Consider the following 18,191-nt stretch of genomic DNA (forward strand, 5'->3'; position numbering starts at 1 on the left):
CCGTTATAGCCCGAGTGGAAGCTTAGAACCGTCGGGTTCGGCCGTAGAGCGGATCAACCGCTTCGGGGCTGAGATTGAGGTACACCGCGACCTGTTCCACCACGGCATCGTGTACTACCTCACGCAGATCCTCATCGCTTTCCACCCTTTGCAAAATGGGCCGACGAAAAATCGTAATGCTTGCGGGGGCGGCGTCTTGGGCTGGACGATAGGCAGCAAATGGTGCGCTATCGCCCGAGGCGACCAGTTCTTCCAGGTTTCCCGGGATTTCCTCCACAGCAAATTGCAAACGGTCCATCGACGCGCCCCAGATATCTTCCAGCCGTTCCGCTGAGTCGACCACTAGATCGTCGAAGCGTTCCGAGCGGCTGCGGGCTCCGGGGAGCGGAGCTATCAGCAGCGCACCGCGTAGACCACGGCCGTGCCGATCCCGGCGTCGCTCCAGAAAGGATCTGCCCCCGGAATGTGCTGCCGCTCCGGAGCTTTCGGCGGTTGCGGCGAACCTGAACCGCCATCCTTTTACCTGCTCGAACTCCATACTCCGATGCTAGTCCTGGATGCCAGATCCAGCGACATCTCCGCCTTCGATCCCGTTCTTGGCGTGAACTGTCTGCGCGGACGGGTAGGCTACATATTCGTGGGAAAGATGCGTCAGTGTTCACGTTCTGGGTGCCAGCGGTCCGCGGTAGCCACGCTGACCTATGTCTACGCGGATTCAACGGTTGTGCTTGGTCCCTTGGCTACCTACGCCGAGCCGCATAGCTATGACCTCTGTGCGCTGCACGCCGAGCGGCTCACCGCGCCGCGCGGCTGGGAAGTGCTCCGACTGGCAATGCCGGACGGTCCGCCGCCGCCCAATCCCGATGATCTCCTAGCCTTGGCCGATGCGGTGCGGGAAGCGGCTGCCGAACCACCCGAGCAGCCCTCAGGCCCTGGCACGGCGCAACGCACTACCCCACCTCCGCTGGAGTCTCCTACCGAGCGCGGTGACGGCCCGAGCCACGCCACCCGGCGAGGGCACCTGAGAATTCTCCGGGACTGAATCGAACGCAGTAGGCTAGGAAAATGTCTCGTCTTCAGAGCAGCTTACTGAGCATCCTGCGCTGCCCAGTTACCGGTTCGCGACTTCACCAGGACAACGATGAGTTGATCGGTGAACTGCCCGGCCCCGAACGGCAGCTGCTGCGTTACCCCATTCAGGACGGCATCGCCATCCTGCTACCCACAGAGGCCTATAGCAGCGCCACTGAAGATCGTCCCAGCACCCCCAGCCATGGCGAAAACGCCTGAGGAGCCCTTGTGTCTTTCGATTACAAAATCGCCGATATCTCATTAGCCGAAGCCGGTCGTCACCAGATTCGGCTTGCCGAGCACGAGATGCCCGGGCTGATGTCCCTGCGCGCGGAGTTTGGCGAGAGCCAACCACTCAAGGGAGCCCGGATCGCCGGTTCTTTGCATATGACGGTGCAGACCGCCGTCCTAATCGAGACCCTGGTGGCCCTCGGTGCTGAGGTGCGCTGGGCCTCCTGCAATATCTTCTCTACCCAGGATGAAGCCGCGGCCGCCGTGGTGGTGGGCCGGGGGACCGCGCAGAACCCGAGCGGTGTTCCCGTCTTCGCCTGGAAAGGTGAATCACTGGAAGAGTATTGGTGGACGGCGGAACAGATCCTGAGCTGGCCAGGCGCGGACCAGGATCCGGAACTTGGCCCCAATATGATTCTGGACGACGGTGGCGACGCCACCATGTTGGTGCACAAAGGTGTGGAGTACGAAGCGGCAGGCGGCGTTCCCTCAGCCGCCGAAGACGACTCCGAGGAATGGCAGATTGTGCTGGAACGCCTGCGTGCCGCCCAAGCCGAGGACAAGCAGAAATGGACCAAAATAGCCGCTCGGATCCAAGGTGTCACCGAGGAGACCACGACCGGCGTACACAGGCTCTACCAGCTCGCCGAACAGGGCAAGCTGCTCTTCCCCGCCATTAACGTCAATGATTCGGTGACTAAGAGCAAGTTCGACAATAAGTACGGCATCCGGCATTCCTTGCCGGACGGTTTGAATCGCGCCACCGATGTGCTGATCGGCGGCAAGGTCGCGGTGGTCTGTGGCTACGGAGACGTCGGTAAAGGTGCAGCCGAGGCGCTACGGGGCCAAGGTGCCCGGGTCATTGTGACCGAGATAGATCCGATCTGTGCCTTGCAAGCCGCAATGGACGGTTACCAGGTGGCCAAACTCGACTCGGTGCTCGGTCAAGGCGATATTTTCATCACCACCACCGGCAATAAAGACGTGATCATGGCCGATCAGATGCTGGCCATGAAGAACAAGGCGATCGTCGGCAATATCGGCCACTTTGATAACGAGATAGACATCGCTGGTTTGGGCAGGGTTCCTGGTGTGCAGAAGGTTGAAATCAAGCCACAGGTGCACGAATGGGTCTTCGATCAGGGCGGTGAGCAGGAGCGTTCGATCATCGTGCTCTCCGAGGGCAGGCTGCTCAACCTAGGAAATGCCACCGGGCATCCTTCCTTCGTGATGAGCAACTCCTTCGCAAACCAGACCATTGCTCAGATCGAGTTGTTCAGCAAGCATGGCAACGGCGAGTACGAAGATCAGGTCTATGTGCTGCCGAAGATCTTGGACGAAAAGGTGGCCCGGCTGCATTTGTCGGCGCTCGGCGTCGAACTGAGCGAGTTGAGCAAGGAGCAGGCCGAATACCTGGATGTGGACGTTGCGGGCCCTTATAAGCCGGAGCATTACCGCTACTAAGGATTTCACAGCAATTCGTTGCCGGACTGAGATACGTCATGGCCGGGTTTAAGCTCGGGCATGGGATAAAATAATTGATATACATTTTGCCGGGAGACCGGTGCGAGCTGCGGCGCGGGGAGCAAGTTGTGACTGAAACCACTGAGCAGGCCAAAAAGAGCCGCAAGGGCTGGAAGATCGGCGTTATCGCCACGGTCTGTGCCTTGGCGGTCGCTGGCGGGGTAGGCGCGGCCACCGCGCAGACCTGGAACAGCAGCAGCAACGCTGCCTCGGTCGCTTCGGATGCTTCGGACGCTCAGAAACCCGCAAACAGCGATCCCAGCTTGGCGGCTCCGGTGATCAAGCCGATGACCGTGGGGGTTACCCCCACCAGTGGTGCCTTGCAGGTCAACCCGGCGACTCCCGCCGTCGTCAAAGCAACGAATGGCACGGTGAAAAGCGTTAGTTTGATCAACAACACTTCCGGCGCGGACGTGAAGGGTGCAATCAGCGCGGACGGCTCCACCTGGACGGCAAGCGAGCAGCTCAAATTCGATAGCGGCTACACCTACAAATTCACCGTGGTGGATCAGGCCAATCACGAAACGAGCAAGACACAAACCTTTAGCACGGTCCCCGCAGCCAATGAAGCCGACGCCTCAAGCTACACCCCGGACGGCTCAGTTGTGGGCGTGGGGCAGCCCGTGCAGTTGACGTTTAGTGAACCTGTGCTGAACAAGAAGGCCGTGGAAAAAGCCATTAAGGTCACTTCCACTTCGGGCCAGACCGGGGCGTTCCGTTGGTACGGCGATACCATGGTCCGCTGGCGGCCGGCCGCTTTCTGGAAGGCTGGCAGCACCGTTACCGTCGATATGAAGCTTTTCGGGGTGGACTTCGGAAATGGTCAGATTGGTAACTTCAACAAAACCATCACCATGAAGATCGGCGATAAGCAGGTTCTTGAAGCGGATGCAGCCAACCACGTTGCTAAGTATTACGTGAACGACAAGCTGGTCAAGACCATTCCAGTCACCATGGGTGACGAACGGTTCCCCTCCGCCTCCGGTTATCTGGTGGTGCTCCGGGATAAGCAGGACCCTGCAGTGTTCAAGGCTTCCACGATTGGCCTTAAGCCCGGCGATCCGGCCGACTATGGGGTGATCACGGTGCGACATGCTACCCGGCTCAGCCTCAGCGGTGAGTTCATTCACCAGGCTACCGACAGCGCCTTGCCCTATATTGGCGTGACTAACTTGTCACACGGTTGCATCGGTATGGACGCCCCTAACGCGAAGTTCATGTTTGATAACTTCCTGTTCGGCTCCGTGGTGCACGTTATCAATTCACCCAATGAGACCATCGCCAATGACGATGGCTTCGGCGATTGGAACGTCCCCTTCAAGAGCTACGCTTCGGGAAATGGCTAAGCCGTAGCGGACGAGCAGTTATTCGAAGGGCAGCCTATTGAGCCTGGCCCCCAGCGCGTCCGAGCGGACCTTGGCGGCTATCAGGCGACGGTAATCACGTTCTCGACGCTCAACACTCAAGGCCACTAAGAACGCATCCGGCATGGTGCCAGCGGGTGGCGGTGGGGAAACCCATCCGCTCGCTTCGTCGGCTAAGCTGCGAGCCAGATTATCCCGGGAAACTGGGGTCATCTTGGGGGCTTGGTTAAGGAATTGCGAAATCCGGCGGGCAAGTCCATCAGGCAGCCTGGCAATATCTGCCAGTTGGGACCAGCCCAGCAAATAGGGCGGCGTGCTCAGCCGTAGTTCTGGGGTGGCGGGCACCCGCCCGCGCATTGCGTAGGTTCCGGCTACCAGATCACCGAGGCGCTTGGACTTCTGATTGAAGATCGACACCAGAAAAGCGATGGTGCCGAAGCTCATGTAGAACTCGAAGAACCCCAGCAAGCCACGGATTAAGGCTTGCCGGAAGCGGATGGAGCCACCGTCGTCGCGCACCACTCGTAGGCCCATCGCGTACTTGCCCAGCGACTTCCCACGAGTCAGAGTTTCGAGGGTGACCGGGACAATGACGGTGTAGAAGATCAGTAGGCCGGTAATAATTGCGGTTCCTGCCGCCTGGTCGAGGTTCCGGATGGTCGAGAAAATGACGAGCAGGCTGAGAATGTAGAGCAGCACGATGGTGACTACGTCGATCAGGGCGCTTAGGCTGCGGGCCGCAAAAGAGGCAGGCCGTAGTTCCAGGACAACCGCTTCACCCGTGACGATGCTGCTCATGCCGATAAGCCTATGTGACTCTGCCACCCGGACCGAGCCATCCAGTAGGGTGGTGTTGTGGATTTGGACGCTTTCACCGTGGTGCACCGTGACGATTGGGCCCGGCTCAAAGCGCTTTCCGCGCGCCGTCGGCTGAGCGGACAAGAGGCCGACGAACTGCTGAAATTATACCAATCGACCTCCACCCATCTATCGATGATTCGATCGGTGGCACCGGAGGGTGCGCTTTCGGCCTCGCTTTCCGCCCTGCTAGCTCAGGCCCGCACCAAGTTCACCGGCGCTCGATCCAATGTCTTTGAGGACATTTCCACTTTCTTCGTGGTCTCCCTTCCCGTAGCGTTTTACCGCTTGCGCTGGCTCACCGTTTCCATCGGCGTAGCCTTTGTGCTGATCTCCTTGTTCTACGGGATGTGGGTATCCGGCAATCCTGAGGTGCTCAAGGCGCTCGGCAGCGATGAGCAATTCCGTCGGTATGTGGAGCAAGACTTCGTTAATTACTATTCAGAGAACCCCGCGGCCTCCTTCACTGGCCAGGTTTGGACGAATAACGCCTGGATCGCGGCTCAATCAGTGGCCTTCGGTATTACCGGGGTCTTTGTGCCCGCGATGATTTACGGGAACGCCTCAAGTCTTGGCATGTCGGCGGGGGTAATGTTCGCCTATAACCGTGGAGACGTGTTCTTCAGCTACATTCTGCCGCACGGCATGATGGAAATGACAGCGATTTTCATTGCCGGAGCGGCGGGACTGAGGATTTTCTGGGCTTGGATTGCTCCCGGCCCGCGTCGCCGTATCGAGTCCTTGGCTCAGGAGGGGCGCTCGCTCATTACGGTAGCCATTGGCTTGGTTCTGGTGCTGTTGGTTTCTGGGTTGGTGGAAGGCTTTGTTACTCCTTCACCGCTTCCGGTTTGGTTGAAGATCAGCATCGGAGCGGCTGTTCTCGCGGCGTATTGGTGTTACGCGCTGCTGCTGGGCGGCCGAGCATTCAAGGCAGGCCGGAGTTCGGACCTCGCCGAGGAGGACGCCGGAGCGACAGTTCCGGCGGTCTAATCCGGTTTCGTGCGGGGTGGCAGCGCGATCCGGCAGGTTCGGGCGGGTAATCTCGCTGTGTGAGTGAAAAAGTACAGCCGCCCGCGGGCAAGCCTGAGGACAAGAAACCGGATACCCCCACCGGCAGCACCCAGCAGGGAGCAGATGACCTGGCCAAGGAGCTGAAGGAGCACCAAAGCTCGGCCAGCAACGAGCCCGCCTTCGGATGGATGGCCGCCGCTTCCCCGACGGCAAAATCGAACGAGAAGCCAGCCGTACCTGCGGAGAAGGCTGCGAAGCCCGCCGAGAAGGCCGAGGAGAAAGTGGGGCAGCCGAAGCCGGAAGCCTTGCAGAAGGCTCCGCTCGCGGCTCAGAAGGACGTCCCAACCGAGACCACCATGTTGGCAATCCGGCCCCCGGAAGAAGAAGTCGGACGCCGGGCTGCCGAACGGGAACAGGCCGCAAAAGTGCGCCCTTTGGCACCGAGGATCTGGCAGGTTTTGGTCGCGGTGTTCTTCCCGATCGTGCTGCTCACCTTGGCGATTCGGGCAATTGCCACTCCAGCATTCCTCTGGATTGAATACAACCGTCCGGGCTTTCCTGTTGACACCTTTGGCTTCGGGGTTGAAGACCGGGTGACCTTTGGCTCCTACGCGGTGGATTACCTGAACAATTTCACCGCTCCTCGTTTCCTCGGTGACCTGGTGGGTGGCGACGGCACCACAAAGCTCTTCCAGCCGGGCGAGGTGAGTCATATGGCCGATGTGAAGGGTGTTTATCAGATTTCGATGCTGATCGGTCTGGTCCTCCTGGTGCTGATGATCATCGGGATGTTCTACCTTTCCCGGCGTAGCGTTGGCGGCGTTCGTCGTGCGCTGTTCGCGGGCTCCATTGCCACCTTGGTCATTATTATCGGGATCGCGGTCTTCGCTCTGCTCGGCTGGGAGCGCTTCTTCACCGACTTCCACGAGCTCTTCTTCGCCAACGGAACCTGGACATTCCAGCTCTCGGATACGCTGATTCGGCTATTCCCCGAGCAGTTCTGGACCGATTCCGCTGCCGTTATCGGGGTGCTGGTTCTGCTGGCCGCTTCGCTGACTTTCGCCTTCAGCTGGCCCACCCGGCGTCGTCGTGAATTGGCCGCTAAAGCCGGCCGACCCAGCCAAGGCCGCCGAGCCGCCGCCTAGCCCGATTACCTAGCGCGAGTTCGCTTGTCGCTCTCGGATTCGCCTCTAAAAACAGGCGAATCCGAGAGTTAGACGCGAACTCGCGCTTTGAGGTTAAGGCTTGGGGTAGAGGCGGTCGACGACCGATTGGTAATCGCTCAGCACGGTGGCGCGCTTGACCTTGAGTGAGGGAGTCAACTGCCCGGACTCAACGCTGAAATCCTCCGGCAGAACGGCGAAGGCGCGAATGGATTCGGCTCGGGAAACTGTGCTATTCGCGGCGTCGACGGCCAGCTGGAGCTCGGCGCGGAGTGGGGCGGAGGAATCCGCTTGCCGAAGCTCCACGCTCAGGCCATGCTGAACCCGCCAACGCTCGAAAGCCGCTACGTCGAGGGTCAGTAGCGCGCTGACAAAAGCCTTGCCTTCGCCGAGCACCACGGCCTGGGAAATCAGCGGGGAATTGCGCAGTGCGGCCTCCAGCGGGCCGGGGGAGACGTTCTTGCCGCCGGCTGTCACGATTAGTTCCTTTTTCCGACCGGTAATGGTGAGGAAGCCGTCCGAATCGAGGGATCCCAGGTCACCGGTTCGGAAGAAGTCCTCGACAAAGGCTTCCGAGGTGGCCGCCTGATTTGCGTGGTAACCCTTGAAGACGCCAATTCCCTTGACCAGGACCTCACCGTCGTCCGCGATCCGGATGGTGGTGCCCGGCAACGGAATGCCCACCGTGCCCACGCGGGTGTGCTCCGGGGTATTGACCGTGCAAGGAGCGGTGGATTCGGTGAGGCCATAACCCTCGAGCACCGCGATGCCCGCTCCTCGGAAGAAGTGGGCTTGTTGTTCGCCGAGCGCACTGGCACCCGAAACCGTGTATCTTGCTTGTCCGCCGAAGGTCTGACGCAATTTCGCATAGACCAATTTGTCGAAGACCCAGTGCCGGGTACGCAGCAGCGGGGACGGCCCGGCTAAACCCCGGGAACGTGCATCGAGGGCCTGGGAATAGCGCACGGCTGTACTCGATGCCCAAGCGAAAATCCGGCCCCGGCCAGACTCTTCCGCTTTGAGCTGCGCAGCTTCCTGAACTTTCTCGTAGATCCTCGGCACCACCAGCAGGAAGGTGGGCCGGAAATCGCCCAGATCAGCCAATAATTCCTTGACGCTACCGCTGTGCCCCAGAGTGGTGCCGGAGGCCAGGCAGATCACCTGGACAGCCCTGGCGAGCACATGCGCCAAGGGCAGGAACATCAGCGCGCGGGTATTGCCGGTGGCGAGCAATTCGGGCAGGAAGGGGATGGCGTTCTTGGCCACCAAGGCGAAGTTGCCATGCGTGATTTCGCAACCCTTGGGTCGGCCGGTGGTTCCGGAGGTATAGACCACGGAGGCAACCGAAGCTAGCGTAGCCGTGCTGCGGGCGGCCTCTAGTTCGGCCTCGCTCACTCCGCTTCCGACGGCGGCCAGGGCACTGAGGTGGGGTGAGTCGCCGTCGTCCTCAATGCACCAGAGCGAAATCGGTCCCTGTCCGAGCAGCGCCGAGGTGCTAATCACGCCACGCAATTGCTCAAGTTTCCCGGCATCTTCCACCACCACCAGCCGGGCCCCGGAATCTGCCAGGATCCATTCGATCTGGCTCCGCGAGGAGGTCTCATATATCGGTACCGTGACGGCACCAGCCAACCAGATGGCGAAGTCCAATACACTCCACTCGTAGCGGGTGCCGGACATCACGGCCACCGCGTCACCGGAGCTGATTCCCGAGGCGATGAGGCCCTTTGCCAAGGAGCTTGCCTGCTCCAGAAAGTTTTGGGCGCTGACAGGTTCCCACTGACCGGCGATCTTGCGTTCGTAAAGCGCTGCCTGTGGATCGGCGCGGACTCGTTCCAACAGCAGGTCGGTGATATTCGACTCGGCTGGTAGCTCGACGATCAGCGGGGTACTGGCTTCCTTCACGATCTCCCGACTCCTCTCAGGGGTACTCGATTCTTGAGGGCTACCTGCTTAGATCCAACTGGGCATCCACATATGGCTCCGCCAATAGTCATAGGTAATGGTCTCGGCCGTCCAGATCGGATAGAAATACGCACTCAGTAGCACGGCGAGCACCACGAAGAAGCCGACCATCACGGCGCCTTGTTGTCTGCGCCAGGGTGGGTCCTTGGGCTTTCCTAACACCAGTCCCAGGCAGAACACCAGAGCCAGGATCATATAGGGCTCGTAGGCAATGGCGTAAAAGAAGAAGATGGTGCGGTTCGGGTACATCAGCCAAGGTAGATAACCGACCGCCCAGGCACACAGGATGCCTCCGGCACGCCAATCCCGGCGCAGAATCCAATAACCGATCAGGAACACCAGCGCGGCCGAGCCAGCCCACCAGATCAGCGGATTACCCATTGAGGAGACCACCTGGGCGCATTTGTCCGAACCGCACTGATTATCCGGGTATTCAGCGTAAAAAGAGGTGGGCCGACCCATTACAAACCAAGACCAAGCATTGGCCTTATAAGGATGATCCGAATCGAGGCCGGTGTGGAAGGAGTAAGCCTCCAAATGATAATTCCAGAGCGAGCGCAAGGGCCCCGGAATCCAGTCCCAACCAGGCGACGGGTGACTAGCTGCCCATTGCCGTCCCCAGCCATCGGAGGAAAGGAACCAGCCCGTCCAACTCGCCAAATAGGTGGCCAGTGCGACCGGCACGATGGTCAGGAATGCAATGGGGGAGTCCTTCAGTAGAGCCCCCGTGAACCAATACCGAACCCCGGCGATCCGGCGCGCATTGATATCCCAGAAAACGGTCAGCAAACCAAAACCCAGGATGAAGAACAGGCCCGACCATTTGGTCCCGGTGCACAAGCCCAAGGCAATGCCTGCCGCGATCCGCCAGGGCCGAATGCCTAGCCAGGGACCGTAGAGCAAGGCTTTGGAATCGGCTTTATTGGGTTCGATGGAGAGCTTGAGCGCAAGCCTGCGAGCTAGGCGTCTCCTGCCGTCGTCGCGGTCCATCACCAGCGCGGCAAAAGCGAGTAGGGCGAAGAACATTACGAAGTTGTCCAGAAGCGCAGTTCTGGACTGCACGATGGCGTGCCCGTCAATGGCCATGAACAGTCCGGCAATGCCGCCCAGAATGGTGGAGCGGAACAGTTTCTGGGCCAGTAACGCCACGACCAGGATGGAAAGAGTGCCGACTAGGGCGCTGCTAAAGCGCCAGCCGAAAGTGCTCGAAGGGCCGAAGATCTGCATCCCAAAGGCGATCATCCATTTGCCAACCGGCGGATGGACCACATATTCGGGGGTATTGAGTAAGCCGGAGAAGTCGCCGATATTGAACTTATCGTTGGCTTTCTCCGTCCAGCCGCGCTCATAGCCGCTGACCAGGAAGGAGTAGGCGTCTTTGACGTAATAGGTTTCATCGAAGACAAGCGTTTTGGGATCGCCCAAATTGACGAATCTCAGCACCCCGCCGATGGCCGCCATCAGGACCGGCGTCAGCCAATACCAGAGCCGTAGCGACAAGGGGGTGTCCAGGAAACGCCAACGATTGCCCTGCAGTCTGCGTAGCAATTGGGAGTAGCTGAAAGCGCCCCTGGGGTGGGCCAGCCAGCTAGCAGCTGGCTTCTTGGCGGACCTGGGCGACGGCGGCGCGGGGTCGAGGAGGTTCAGGCTCACCCTGCCATGCTACCGGGAGGGTCTTGGAACTATGGCGGCGGAGACTAGGCTTGAAGGCATGCAGTCCTCGCGGGAGGCCGATTCGGCCGGTCAGATCGTCCTCGGTGCTACCCCGATCGGCAATCCTGGCGATGCCTCACCGAGATTGCTGGAATGGCTGGCTACCGCCGAGCTGATTGCAGCCGAGGATACCCGTAGGCTGCTTAAGCTCGCTTCAACGCTCGGGGTGAGCGTGAGCGGCAGAATCGTCAGCTACCACGAACATAATGAAGCGAGCCGAACCGCGGAACTGATTGAGCAGGTCCGCGGCGGCGCGAACCTGCTCATGGTTTCCGACGCCGGAATGCCGGCTGTCTCTGACCCCGGTTACCGGCTGGTCCAGGCCGCCATTGCCAGCGGTACCCGAGTCACCGCAATCCCCGGCCCCTCGGCAGTGCTAACCGCGCTTGCCCTCTCCGGGCTGCCGACTGACCGTTTCGGCTTCGAGGGCTTCCTGCCCCGCAAGGCAGGGGAGCGAATGAGTAAGCTGTTGGAACTCGCCGCGGAAAAACGTACCTTGGTTTTCTTTGAGGCGCCGCATCGCTTGGAGCCCATGTTGGGTGCTCTGGCCGAGGCCTTCGGTGGGACCCGGAAAGCCGCGGTGGCGCGAGAGCTGACAAAAACTTTCGAGGAAGTGTTGCGTGGCTCTTTGAGTGAACTTCACTCCTGGGCTTCTTCCTCCGAAGTTCGGGGCGAGATTGCGGTGGTAGTGGGCGGCAGCACCGGCGTCGTGCGTTCGATTGAGGAGCAGGTTGCTGCGGTGCTGGAGCTATCCAGCGGTGGAATGCGAGTCAAGGACGCGGTATCGATGGTGGCGGAGTCCTCGGCAGTGAGCAAAAGGGAACTCTATGAGGCTGTGCTGGCTGCGAAATCAAGCTCCTAGACGCTGGTCAAATGCACAAATAATTTCCCTTTAATAGGACCTTACGTGCATGGACAGTGGCTATCCTCGGCAATAACGTGAGAGCAGGCACACGCGAGGATAATTCTCCAACCCACTCTCTACCTCAAGGATGATCGATGACTGTCTCCGCTGATCGGATCAAAACACTTCTAGCGTCGGTACCCACCGGTCTTCTGGTGGGTGGTGAGTGGCGGCCTGCAGCGAGTGGGAAAACCCTTGACGTGCACAATCCCGCCACCGGCGAGGTACTGCTGACGATCTCCGATGCCGGAGCTGACGACGCTGCTGCCGCACTGGATGCTGCCGTCGCGGCACAAGAATCCTGGGCTGCTACTGCGCCCCGAGAACGCGGCGAGATCCTGCGCCGAGCCTTTGAGGCAGTTACCGAGCGAGCGGATGACTTTGCCCTGCTGATGACCTTGGAAATGGGGAAGCCGCTGGCCGAAGCTCGTGGCGAGGTAGCCTATGGCTCCGAGTTCCTACGCTGGTTCTCCGAAGAGGCGGTACGGGCCTTTGGGCGATACTCGGTGGCTCCGGATGGTAAGTCCCGGTTGCTGGTGACCAAGAAGCCGGTCGGTCCCTGCCTGCTGATCACGCCTTGGAACTTCCCTCTAGCCATGGCCACTCGCAAGATTGCCCCCGCCATCGCGGCGGGCTGCACCATGGTGCTCAAGCCCGCCGCCTTGACCCCCTTGACCTCGCAGCTATTCGCTGCGGTGATGATTGAAGCCGGTCTGCCCGCAGGCGTACTCAATGTGATCACCACAAGCACCGCCGGTGCTACCACCGGTGGCTTGGTGAAGGATTCGCGACTGCGCAAACTCTCCTTCACAGGTTCCACCGAAGTTGGTCAACGGCTGCTAGCCGATGCCTCGCACAATGTGCTGCGAACCTCAATGGAACTCGGCGGCAATGCACCGTTCGTGGTATTTGAAGATGCCGATCTTGATGCCGCGGTGGCTGGCGCAATGATCGCCAAACTGCGGAACATGGGCGAAGCCTGCACCGCAGCTAACCGTTTTATCGTGCACGAGTCAGTGGCCGAAGAATTCAGCTCCAAATTTGCCGCCAAGGTGGCCGAGATGACCACCGGGCCGGGTATCGAGGACAGCACCAAGGTCGGCCCGCTGATTGACCAGAAGAGTAGGGACAAGGTGCACGAGCTGGTCTCCGACGCGGTTTCTGGCGGTGCCGTGGCGCTAACCGGTGGTGCGCCCGTGGAGGGCCCCGGCTACTTCTATCAGCCCACTGTGCTCAGCAATGTGCCCGCCAATGCCCGGATCCTGAGCGAAGAGATCTTTGGACCGGTGGCACCCATTGTGACCTTCCGGGATGAGGCAGAAGCCGTTCGGCTGGCTAATAACACCGAATACGGCCTGGTGGCTTATGTCTTCACCCAGAACCTGAACCGCGGACTGCGGATGGGGGAGAAGCTGGAGACCGGCATGCTGGGCCTCAACGCAGGGGTGGTTTCCAATGCGGCAGCGCCTTTTGGCGGCGTCAAACAGTCCGGTCTGGGCCGCGAGGGCGGCCTGGAGGGTATCGAAGAATACCTGTACACGCAGTACATCGGCATCGCTGATCCCAGCTAAGGAGAGCTAGTGCCCCCGGGAGCCGCGTAGTCGATTTAGCGCTTTAGTCACCCCGGAGCTCCAGCGGCGCAGCGTGGAGGCCGGTAAGAGGGCCGCGCGCCAGCGCCGCCCTAAGGGAGCCAGCAGGCGCAGCGAGGTTCGGGTGTGCTCCAGTTCGGTACGAGCCGCGGCGCTCAAGCTCGATCCGGAATCACCCGGTGGTCCGTAGCTGCTTCGCTCGAAGTCCTGGACCAGCGTCGTGATTTCGCTGGATCCGGCCTGGCCAGAGTCTTTCAATCGGTTCGCGAAGCGTCGCGGCGTGTCACTCGGTCTGTAGTCCACGCCATAATCGACGGCGCTGTCCCGTAGCTCACCCCAGGCCGACGTGGCCGAGTCGGTGGCAGCGCGCCGTCGTCGTAGGCTTGCTCGGCTCAGTGCCGGAACGGCAAGAACTGCCAGCAAGCCAAGCGGCAAGGCAATCCACCATGGGTTGAAGCCCGAGGAGGAGTTTCCGCTTTCGACGGCTTGAGGCTCTGGGGTGCTCGGCTGCTCGCTGGGATTTCGGCTTGAGGTGGGCTTAGGTACCTCATCCTGTGGCTGATCGTTGGAGATCGGTCCGCTTGGCGGGATGGCGTAATCGGGGACCTGCCCGCGGGACGGGGTGGGCTCGAAGGGAACCCAGCCCAGGCCTTCGAAATACAATTCTGGCCAGGCGTGAGCTAGCCGGGCATCCACGGTGTACTGCTTCCATTTTTGATCGCCCACAGTGACCGTTTGCCCGGTACTAGTGCCGGGGGCGAAGCCAACGGCGATTCGACTTGGAATCCCCGCCACCCGGGCCATCAATGCCATTGCGGCGGAGAAGTGCACGCAGTAGCCGCTCTTCACCTCCAGAAACTTAGCCAGTGCATCCATGCTGCTGCCGTCGTAGCCACCGGAGACCGGGGCTTGTAGTGAATAGCTGAAGTTTTCGCCTCGGAGGTACTGCTGGATGGCCATTGCCTTGTCATAGGGGGTGGGTGAGCGGTCGGTGAGCTCGTGCGCCCGCTCGCGGACGATCGTGGGAGTGTTTTGCGGCAGGGTCATAAAGATGGGATCAAAGCCGGTCCTCGGCCGCCCAACTGCGCTGCGCAGGATTTCCGGGGTGAGCACAGGTTCAAGGCTCTGCACCTGATATGACTGACCCAAAGTATTCTGGTCAATCGCCTTGATGCTCAAGGTCTTGGGGTCCAAACTCCAGCGACCGATCAGGCCGGTCACCTGCTGAGGCGCGTAGGGAACCGGGAGCCAGCTATTGGAGAAGTTTGCCGTGCTCAGCTGGGTTCTCACCTGGGTGTTGATGACGCCCTGGGCTGCGTACGCATCGGAGATCTCGCCGTCCAGTTGGATGGCATTTCCCCGGTCGGTGGGTTCCCAATTATCGCTGTCGAAATTGTCGATCGTCACGGTCTGCAAATAGGGGGCATGATCCGCTGAGGTCGCATAGATCACCTGACCTGCTCCATCGGGGTTGCGCAGATCGTTCCCCAGGGCAAGGAAAGGGCTTAGCCCGGCTACCTGGCCGAAGGGGTTGAAACGAGACCCTTGCGGGAAGGTGCCCGAGGTGAAACCCGGGGTGATGATCGATAGCACCAGAGCTAGCACCAGAGCCCCGGCGCCCACCGAGCCGACTCGCAGCCACTGCGAGGTGGAGCTTCGGCCAGCGGAATCCGATTGAAAACGGCGGCTGGAGACCAGAATGAGCAAGTAGCCGGCGACCCCCAGGACGAAACCGAGCACTCCGAGACTATCCGCCTTGATCATTGCAGGAACCAGTGCAATAGCCACCAAGGGCAGGCCGCTGGTAGCAGGCATGAGTAGTCCGACGGCGAGTAGGTCGGTCAGGATGGTAATCAAACCAATGCTCAAGCAGAGGACAAAAAGCACGCCGGGGTTTACCGCTATTGGTGCAACCTCCCGGACCACCGAATCGGAGGTCTGCTGGAACAGTGGGCCGAGTTGCTCCAGGCTAGCCTGGCTGGGAATCAGCCCCAGGAAGGCGGTGTCCGCAAAGAACAACAGATCCAACACCAGAACCAGCGCCACGGCACCGAAGGCGGGCGCCAGGGCTGAAGGCAACCTGAGCGTTCGACTCAGTGCAATAGCAGCCAGCACGGTACCAACGGTCAAGGCGATGGGGAAAATCCAATTACTGCCACGCAACACCCCAACCATGCCAATCGAGGTACCGCAGATGGCCAAGAAGATGGCTGCTGCCATCGCCCAGGGAGCGGAGCCCGGCCGTGGCCGCTGTTGCCGCTTCGAGGACTTTTGCGCCTGGTGAGTGGCCTGCTCCCGGTGTTCCAGCAGCGAGGTCATGGCCGCCGTCCTGGTTGAGCGTCGGAATAATATCCCGCCAGGTCCTCCACCGGGCGGGTGTCGAAGGAGCTCCAGGCGCCGGCCAGACTGCTATGTTCATCGACTTGCACCACCCGCCAGCCCGCCTGTCGGAGGATTGCTCCGGCCTCATCGACGCCTTCCGGATGAGCGGAGACGATGATGGCACAGCCCGCCGTGGCGCCCTCGATGGCTGGAGCTAGGGTTCGTGCCTGATCGGGACTCAGCTGTCCGAGCAGTGCGATGATCGGCCCACGTTGCCTGTTCAGCGACAGCCGATCCAGTAGCCGATCGTTGAAGGCTTCTTCCGTGCCGGATTCCTGGAGCTCAAGGGCGGCAAGAGACTCCGCAATGCTGGCTAGCCCTGCCGTGCCAGCGTATTCCTCCACCATCGGCTCCGGCGCGGAACGTGAACTTGCCAAACCCGGATGCCCCAAGACATCAAGCATTCGCAGGTCGAAATTCCGCTCGATCAAATGCGTGCAGATGGATATCGCGGCCACGACCGTCCACTCAAAACCTGCAGTGCTTCGAAGCTCCGGATGTTCCTCCTCCCAACCCCGATGCGCTGAGCCTTCGGCCTGGCCAAAGCTGCTGGCCCGTTGGTCCAGCAGAATCGTGGCCTCGGGCGTGGTGACCGATTCCTCTTGCCGGACCATCAGCTCGCCATGCCGAGCGGTTGCTGGCCAATGCACCCGGCGCATCGGATCGCCGTGCCGATACTCCCGAGTCATCACATCGTCATCGCTCGGATTGGCTTGCTGCCGGGTGGCCGTCATTCCATCGCTGCCGCGCGCCCCGGAGAGCACGTTGATCGGCAGCTCAACGGCCTGCGGGGTGACCGTCAAAACATCGGTGCCGGGCAGTGAACGCAAATGGTGACTCAGGCCGAAGGCATCGCCAAGCTCGGCGCTGACCGGACCAATCACGAACTGTCCGCGGTTAGCCGAGCGCAAGTGATACTGATAGCGCGAGCTGCGCTGCCCGACGTCGGCCGTGTTCTGCACCCGACCGGGGTAACTGAATTCCGGGGAGCGTCCGAATCTGCCCGGCAGGGTCTCCCGCATCCGGACTTTAGCGCCGAGTTTGGCCGGGCTGGCGATTGCCAGGTCAACCGCTGTGGTGGAACCGGCTTCGACGACAGCCGGCTCGAACTCCCGATAAACGGTGAATTTGGGGGCGATGAAACGCAGCCCGAGGGCGGCCAGTAGCGGCAGCAGGAACAGGAAGAGTCCCAGCGTGAGTAAATCCTTGCGACCCATGATTTGAGCCAGCACGATGCAGAACAAGCCCCCGCCAATCAGCCCCCACCCTCGGGTGCTGAGAAACTTGGCTCTAGACGCTTCCACGGTATTAACCCCGTGGGGAGCTCTGCTGCGGTACCGGCAGCTTGGCCAGGATAGCGGTGAGGATGCCGCCCGGCGTCTCCCCGGCTCCCACCGCCTTGCGGTCCAGAATGATCCGGTGTGAGAGCACAGCGCCAGCAATGGCTGAAACGTCATCGGGAAGCACGAAGTCGCGTTTGGCTAGGGCAGCTGTGGCCTTGGCGGCCCGCAGCAGTTGTAGAAGTGCGCGGGGGCTAGCGCCGAGCCTGATCTGCGGATGCTCCCGGGTACTTTGCCCCAGCGCGACAATATATTCTTTGACCGCGGGGGAGACATAGATTGAGTGGACCGTTCTGATCATGGCGGCAATATCGTTTCCGGTGGCCACCGGACGCACTTCGTTGAGCGGTGAGACCGACTGATGGGTTTCCAACATTTCGAGCTCCGCCGCCGCATCGGGATAGCCCATTGAAATCCTCGCCATAAAGCGGTCACGCTGGGCTTCCGGTAGCGGGTAGGTGCCTTCCATCTCGATCGGGTTCTGGGTGGCTATCACCATGAACGGTTCACCCAGCGAGTAGGACTGCCCGTCCACCGTGACCTGGTGTTCCTCCATGCATTCCAGTAGCGCCGACTGGGTTTTCGCGGAGGCTCGGTTGATCTCGTCACCGATCACAATATTGGCGAAAACAGCACCGGGCCTGAATTCGAACTGTTGAGATGCCTGGTTGAAGATTGAAACTCCGGTGACATCGGAGGGCAGCAGGTCCGGGGTGAACTGGATTCTGCTCACCGAGCAGTCAATGGTGCGGGCCAGGGTTTTGGCCAACATGGTCTTGCCCACTCCAGGAACGTCCTCCAGCAGTAAATGACCCTCGGCAAGCAAAACGGTCAGCGCCAATCGAGCGGCTTCCGCCTTGCCATCCATTACGGTGTTGATCTCGCGAAGAATATTGCTGCTGAGAAGTTGGAATTGCTCCGCTGAAACAGTTGCCGGAACAGGGTGCTGGTCACGATGATTTTGTTCGGTGTGAAACTGCGGTTGACTCAATCTAATGCTCCCCACATCTACCTGCTCGCTTGGCTGGTGTGATCAAGGTTACTATCTTGGCCCGGTGCTTGGCAGGGTGCGCCGG

The 18,191-nt window shown here is 60.6% G+C and carries 15 protein-coding genes; 8 read left to right on the plus strand and 7 right to left on the minus strand.

Translation table 11 applies throughout. The annotated features are described in order from the left end of the window. Positions 1-22: 22 nt before the first annotated feature. Positions 23-538 carry a metallopeptidase family protein gene (locus FHU41_RS13815; protein ID WP_179390192.1) on the minus strand — a complete coding sequence of 172 codons (516 nt, stop codon included), beginning with the start codon at positions 536-538 and terminating at the stop codon, positions 23-25. Between the two features lie 99 nt (positions 539-637). On the opposite strand from FHU41_RS13815, the gene FHU41_RS13820 reads away from it, so the two are divergent. From FHU41_RS13820 to FHU41_RS13835, 4 genes are all read left to right on the plus strand, one after another. Further along, positions 638-1,042 (plus strand): DUF3499 family protein, encoded by a 405-nt coding sequence (locus tag FHU41_RS13820; protein ID WP_179390193.1) that lies wholly within the window; start codon positions 638-640, stop codon positions 1,040-1,042. A 23-nt stretch (positions 1,043-1,065) separates the two neighbouring features. Further along, positions 1,066-1,290: a Trm112 family protein gene (locus FHU41_RS13825; protein WP_179390194.1), complete on the plus strand. Its 225-nt coding sequence runs from the start codon at positions 1,066-1,068 to the stop codon at positions 1,288-1,290. 9 nt (positions 1,291-1,299) lie between these two features. Beyond that, on the plus strand, positions 1,300-2,766 hold the full coding sequence (ahcY, locus tag FHU41_RS13830) for an adenosylhomocysteinase (RefSeq protein ID WP_179390195.1): 1,467 nt from the start codon (positions 1,300-1,302) through the stop codon (positions 2,764-2,766). A 128-nt stretch (positions 2,767-2,894) separates the two neighbouring features. Next, positions 2,895-4,172, plus strand: a complete 1,278-nt coding sequence (locus FHU41_RS13835; RefSeq protein WP_179390196.1) for an Ig-like domain-containing protein — start codon at positions 2,895-2,897, stop codon at positions 4,170-4,172. An 18-nt stretch (positions 4,173-4,190) separates the two neighbouring features. Here FHU41_RS13835 and FHU41_RS13840 read toward each other — a convergent pair whose 3' ends face one another. After that, positions 4,191-4,988 (minus strand): RDD family protein, encoded by a 798-nt coding sequence (locus FHU41_RS13840; RefSeq protein ID WP_179390197.1) that lies wholly within the window; start codon positions 4,986-4,988, stop codon positions 4,191-4,193. A gap of 57 nt (positions 4,989-5,045) precedes the next feature. On the opposite strand from FHU41_RS13840, the gene FHU41_RS13845 reads away from it, so the two are divergent. Together FHU41_RS13845 and FHU41_RS13850 are read left to right on the plus strand one after the other, a co-directional pair. Continuing rightward, a complete protein-coding gene (locus FHU41_RS13845; RefSeq protein WP_179390198.1) occupies positions 5,046-6,038 on the plus strand; it encodes a stage II sporulation protein M in 993 nt (330 codons plus the stop codon). Positions 6,039-6,097: 59 nt separating this feature from the next. After that, on the plus strand, positions 6,098-7,204 hold the full coding sequence (locus tag FHU41_RS13850) for a TIGR01906 family membrane protein (RefSeq protein WP_343046339.1): 1,107 nt from the start codon (positions 6,098-6,100) through the stop codon (positions 7,202-7,204). A gap of 93 nt (positions 7,205-7,297) precedes the next feature. On the opposite strand, the gene FHU41_RS13855 is transcribed toward FHU41_RS13850, so the two are convergent. Further along, positions 7,298-9,127: an AMP-binding protein gene (locus FHU41_RS13855; RefSeq protein ID WP_179390199.1), complete on the minus strand. Its 1,830-nt coding sequence runs from the start codon at positions 9,125-9,127 to the stop codon at positions 7,298-7,300. Positions 9,128-9,175: 48 nt separating this feature from the next. Beyond that, positions 9,176-10,840, minus strand: a complete 1,665-nt coding sequence (locus FHU41_RS13860) for a dolichyl-phosphate-mannose--protein mannosyltransferase (protein ID WP_179390200.1) — start codon at positions 10,838-10,840, stop codon at positions 9,176-9,178. A gap of 58 nt (positions 10,841-10,898) precedes the next feature. Between FHU41_RS13860 and rsmI the strand changes: the two genes are divergently transcribed. Together rsmI and FHU41_RS13870 are read left to right on the plus strand one after the other, a co-directional pair. Then, positions 10,899-11,762 carry a 16S rRNA (cytidine(1402)-2'-O)-methyltransferase gene (rsmI, locus tag FHU41_RS13865; RefSeq protein ID WP_179390201.1) on the plus strand — a complete coding sequence of 288 codons (864 nt, stop codon included), beginning with the start codon at positions 10,899-10,901 and terminating at the stop codon, positions 11,760-11,762. Positions 11,763-11,899: 137 nt separating this feature from the next. Further along, on the plus strand, positions 11,900-13,375 hold the full coding sequence (locus FHU41_RS13870; RefSeq protein ID WP_179390202.1) for an NAD-dependent succinate-semialdehyde dehydrogenase: 1,476 nt from the start codon (positions 11,900-11,902) through the stop codon (positions 13,373-13,375). Between the two features lie 6 nt (positions 13,376-13,381). Here FHU41_RS13870 and FHU41_RS13875 read toward each other — a convergent pair whose 3' ends face one another. From FHU41_RS13875 to FHU41_RS13885, 3 genes are read right to left on the minus strand one after another with little or no spacing between them, the layout of a single operon-like run. Continuing rightward, positions 13,382-15,712, minus strand: coding sequence for a transglutaminase TgpA family protein (locus tag FHU41_RS13875; protein WP_179390203.1), 2,331 nt, complete (start codon positions 15,710-15,712; stop codon positions 13,382-13,384). After that, entirely contained in the window at positions 15,709-17,079 is a 1,371-nt protein-coding gene (locus FHU41_RS13880; protein ID WP_179390204.1) for a DUF58 domain-containing protein, read from the minus strand. The genes FHU41_RS13875 and FHU41_RS13880 overlap by 4 nt, the downstream gene beginning before the upstream one ends. 4 nt (positions 17,080-17,083) lie before the next feature. Further along, entirely contained in the window at positions 17,084-18,106 is a 1,023-nt protein-coding gene (locus FHU41_RS13885) for an AAA family ATPase (protein WP_246279621.1), read from the minus strand. Positions 18,107-18,191: the final 85 nt, after the last annotated feature.

The organism is Psychromicrobium silvestre, from assembly GCF_013408295.1.
GTDB classification, from domain to species: Bacteria; Actinomycetota; Actinomycetes; order Actinomycetales; family Micrococcaceae; genus Renibacterium; species Renibacterium silvestre.

Coding starts and splice junctions, on each gene's coding strand:
- FHU41_RS13815 (WP_179390192.1), bottom strand. CDS start 538: ATGGAGTTCGAGCAGGTAAAAGGATGGCGGTTCAGGTTCGCCGCAACC.
- FHU41_RS13825 (WP_179390194.1), top strand. CDS start 1,066: ATGTCTCGTCTTCAGAGCAGCTTACTGAGCATCCTGCGCTGCCCAGTT.
- FHU41_RS13840 (WP_179390197.1), bottom strand. CDS start 4,988: ATGAGCAGCATCGTCACGGGTGAAGCGGTTGTCCTGGAACTACGGCCT.
- rsmI (WP_179390201.1), top strand. CDS start 10,899: ATGCAGTCCTCGCGGGAGGCCGATTCGGCCGGTCAGATCGTCCTCGGT.
- FHU41_RS13870 (WP_179390202.1), top strand. CDS start 11,900: ATGACTGTCTCCGCTGATCGGATCAAAACACTTCTAGCGTCGGTACCC.
- FHU41_RS13875 (WP_179390203.1), bottom strand. CDS start 15,712: ATGACCTCGCTGCTGGAACACCGGGAGCAGGCCACTCACCAGGCGCAA.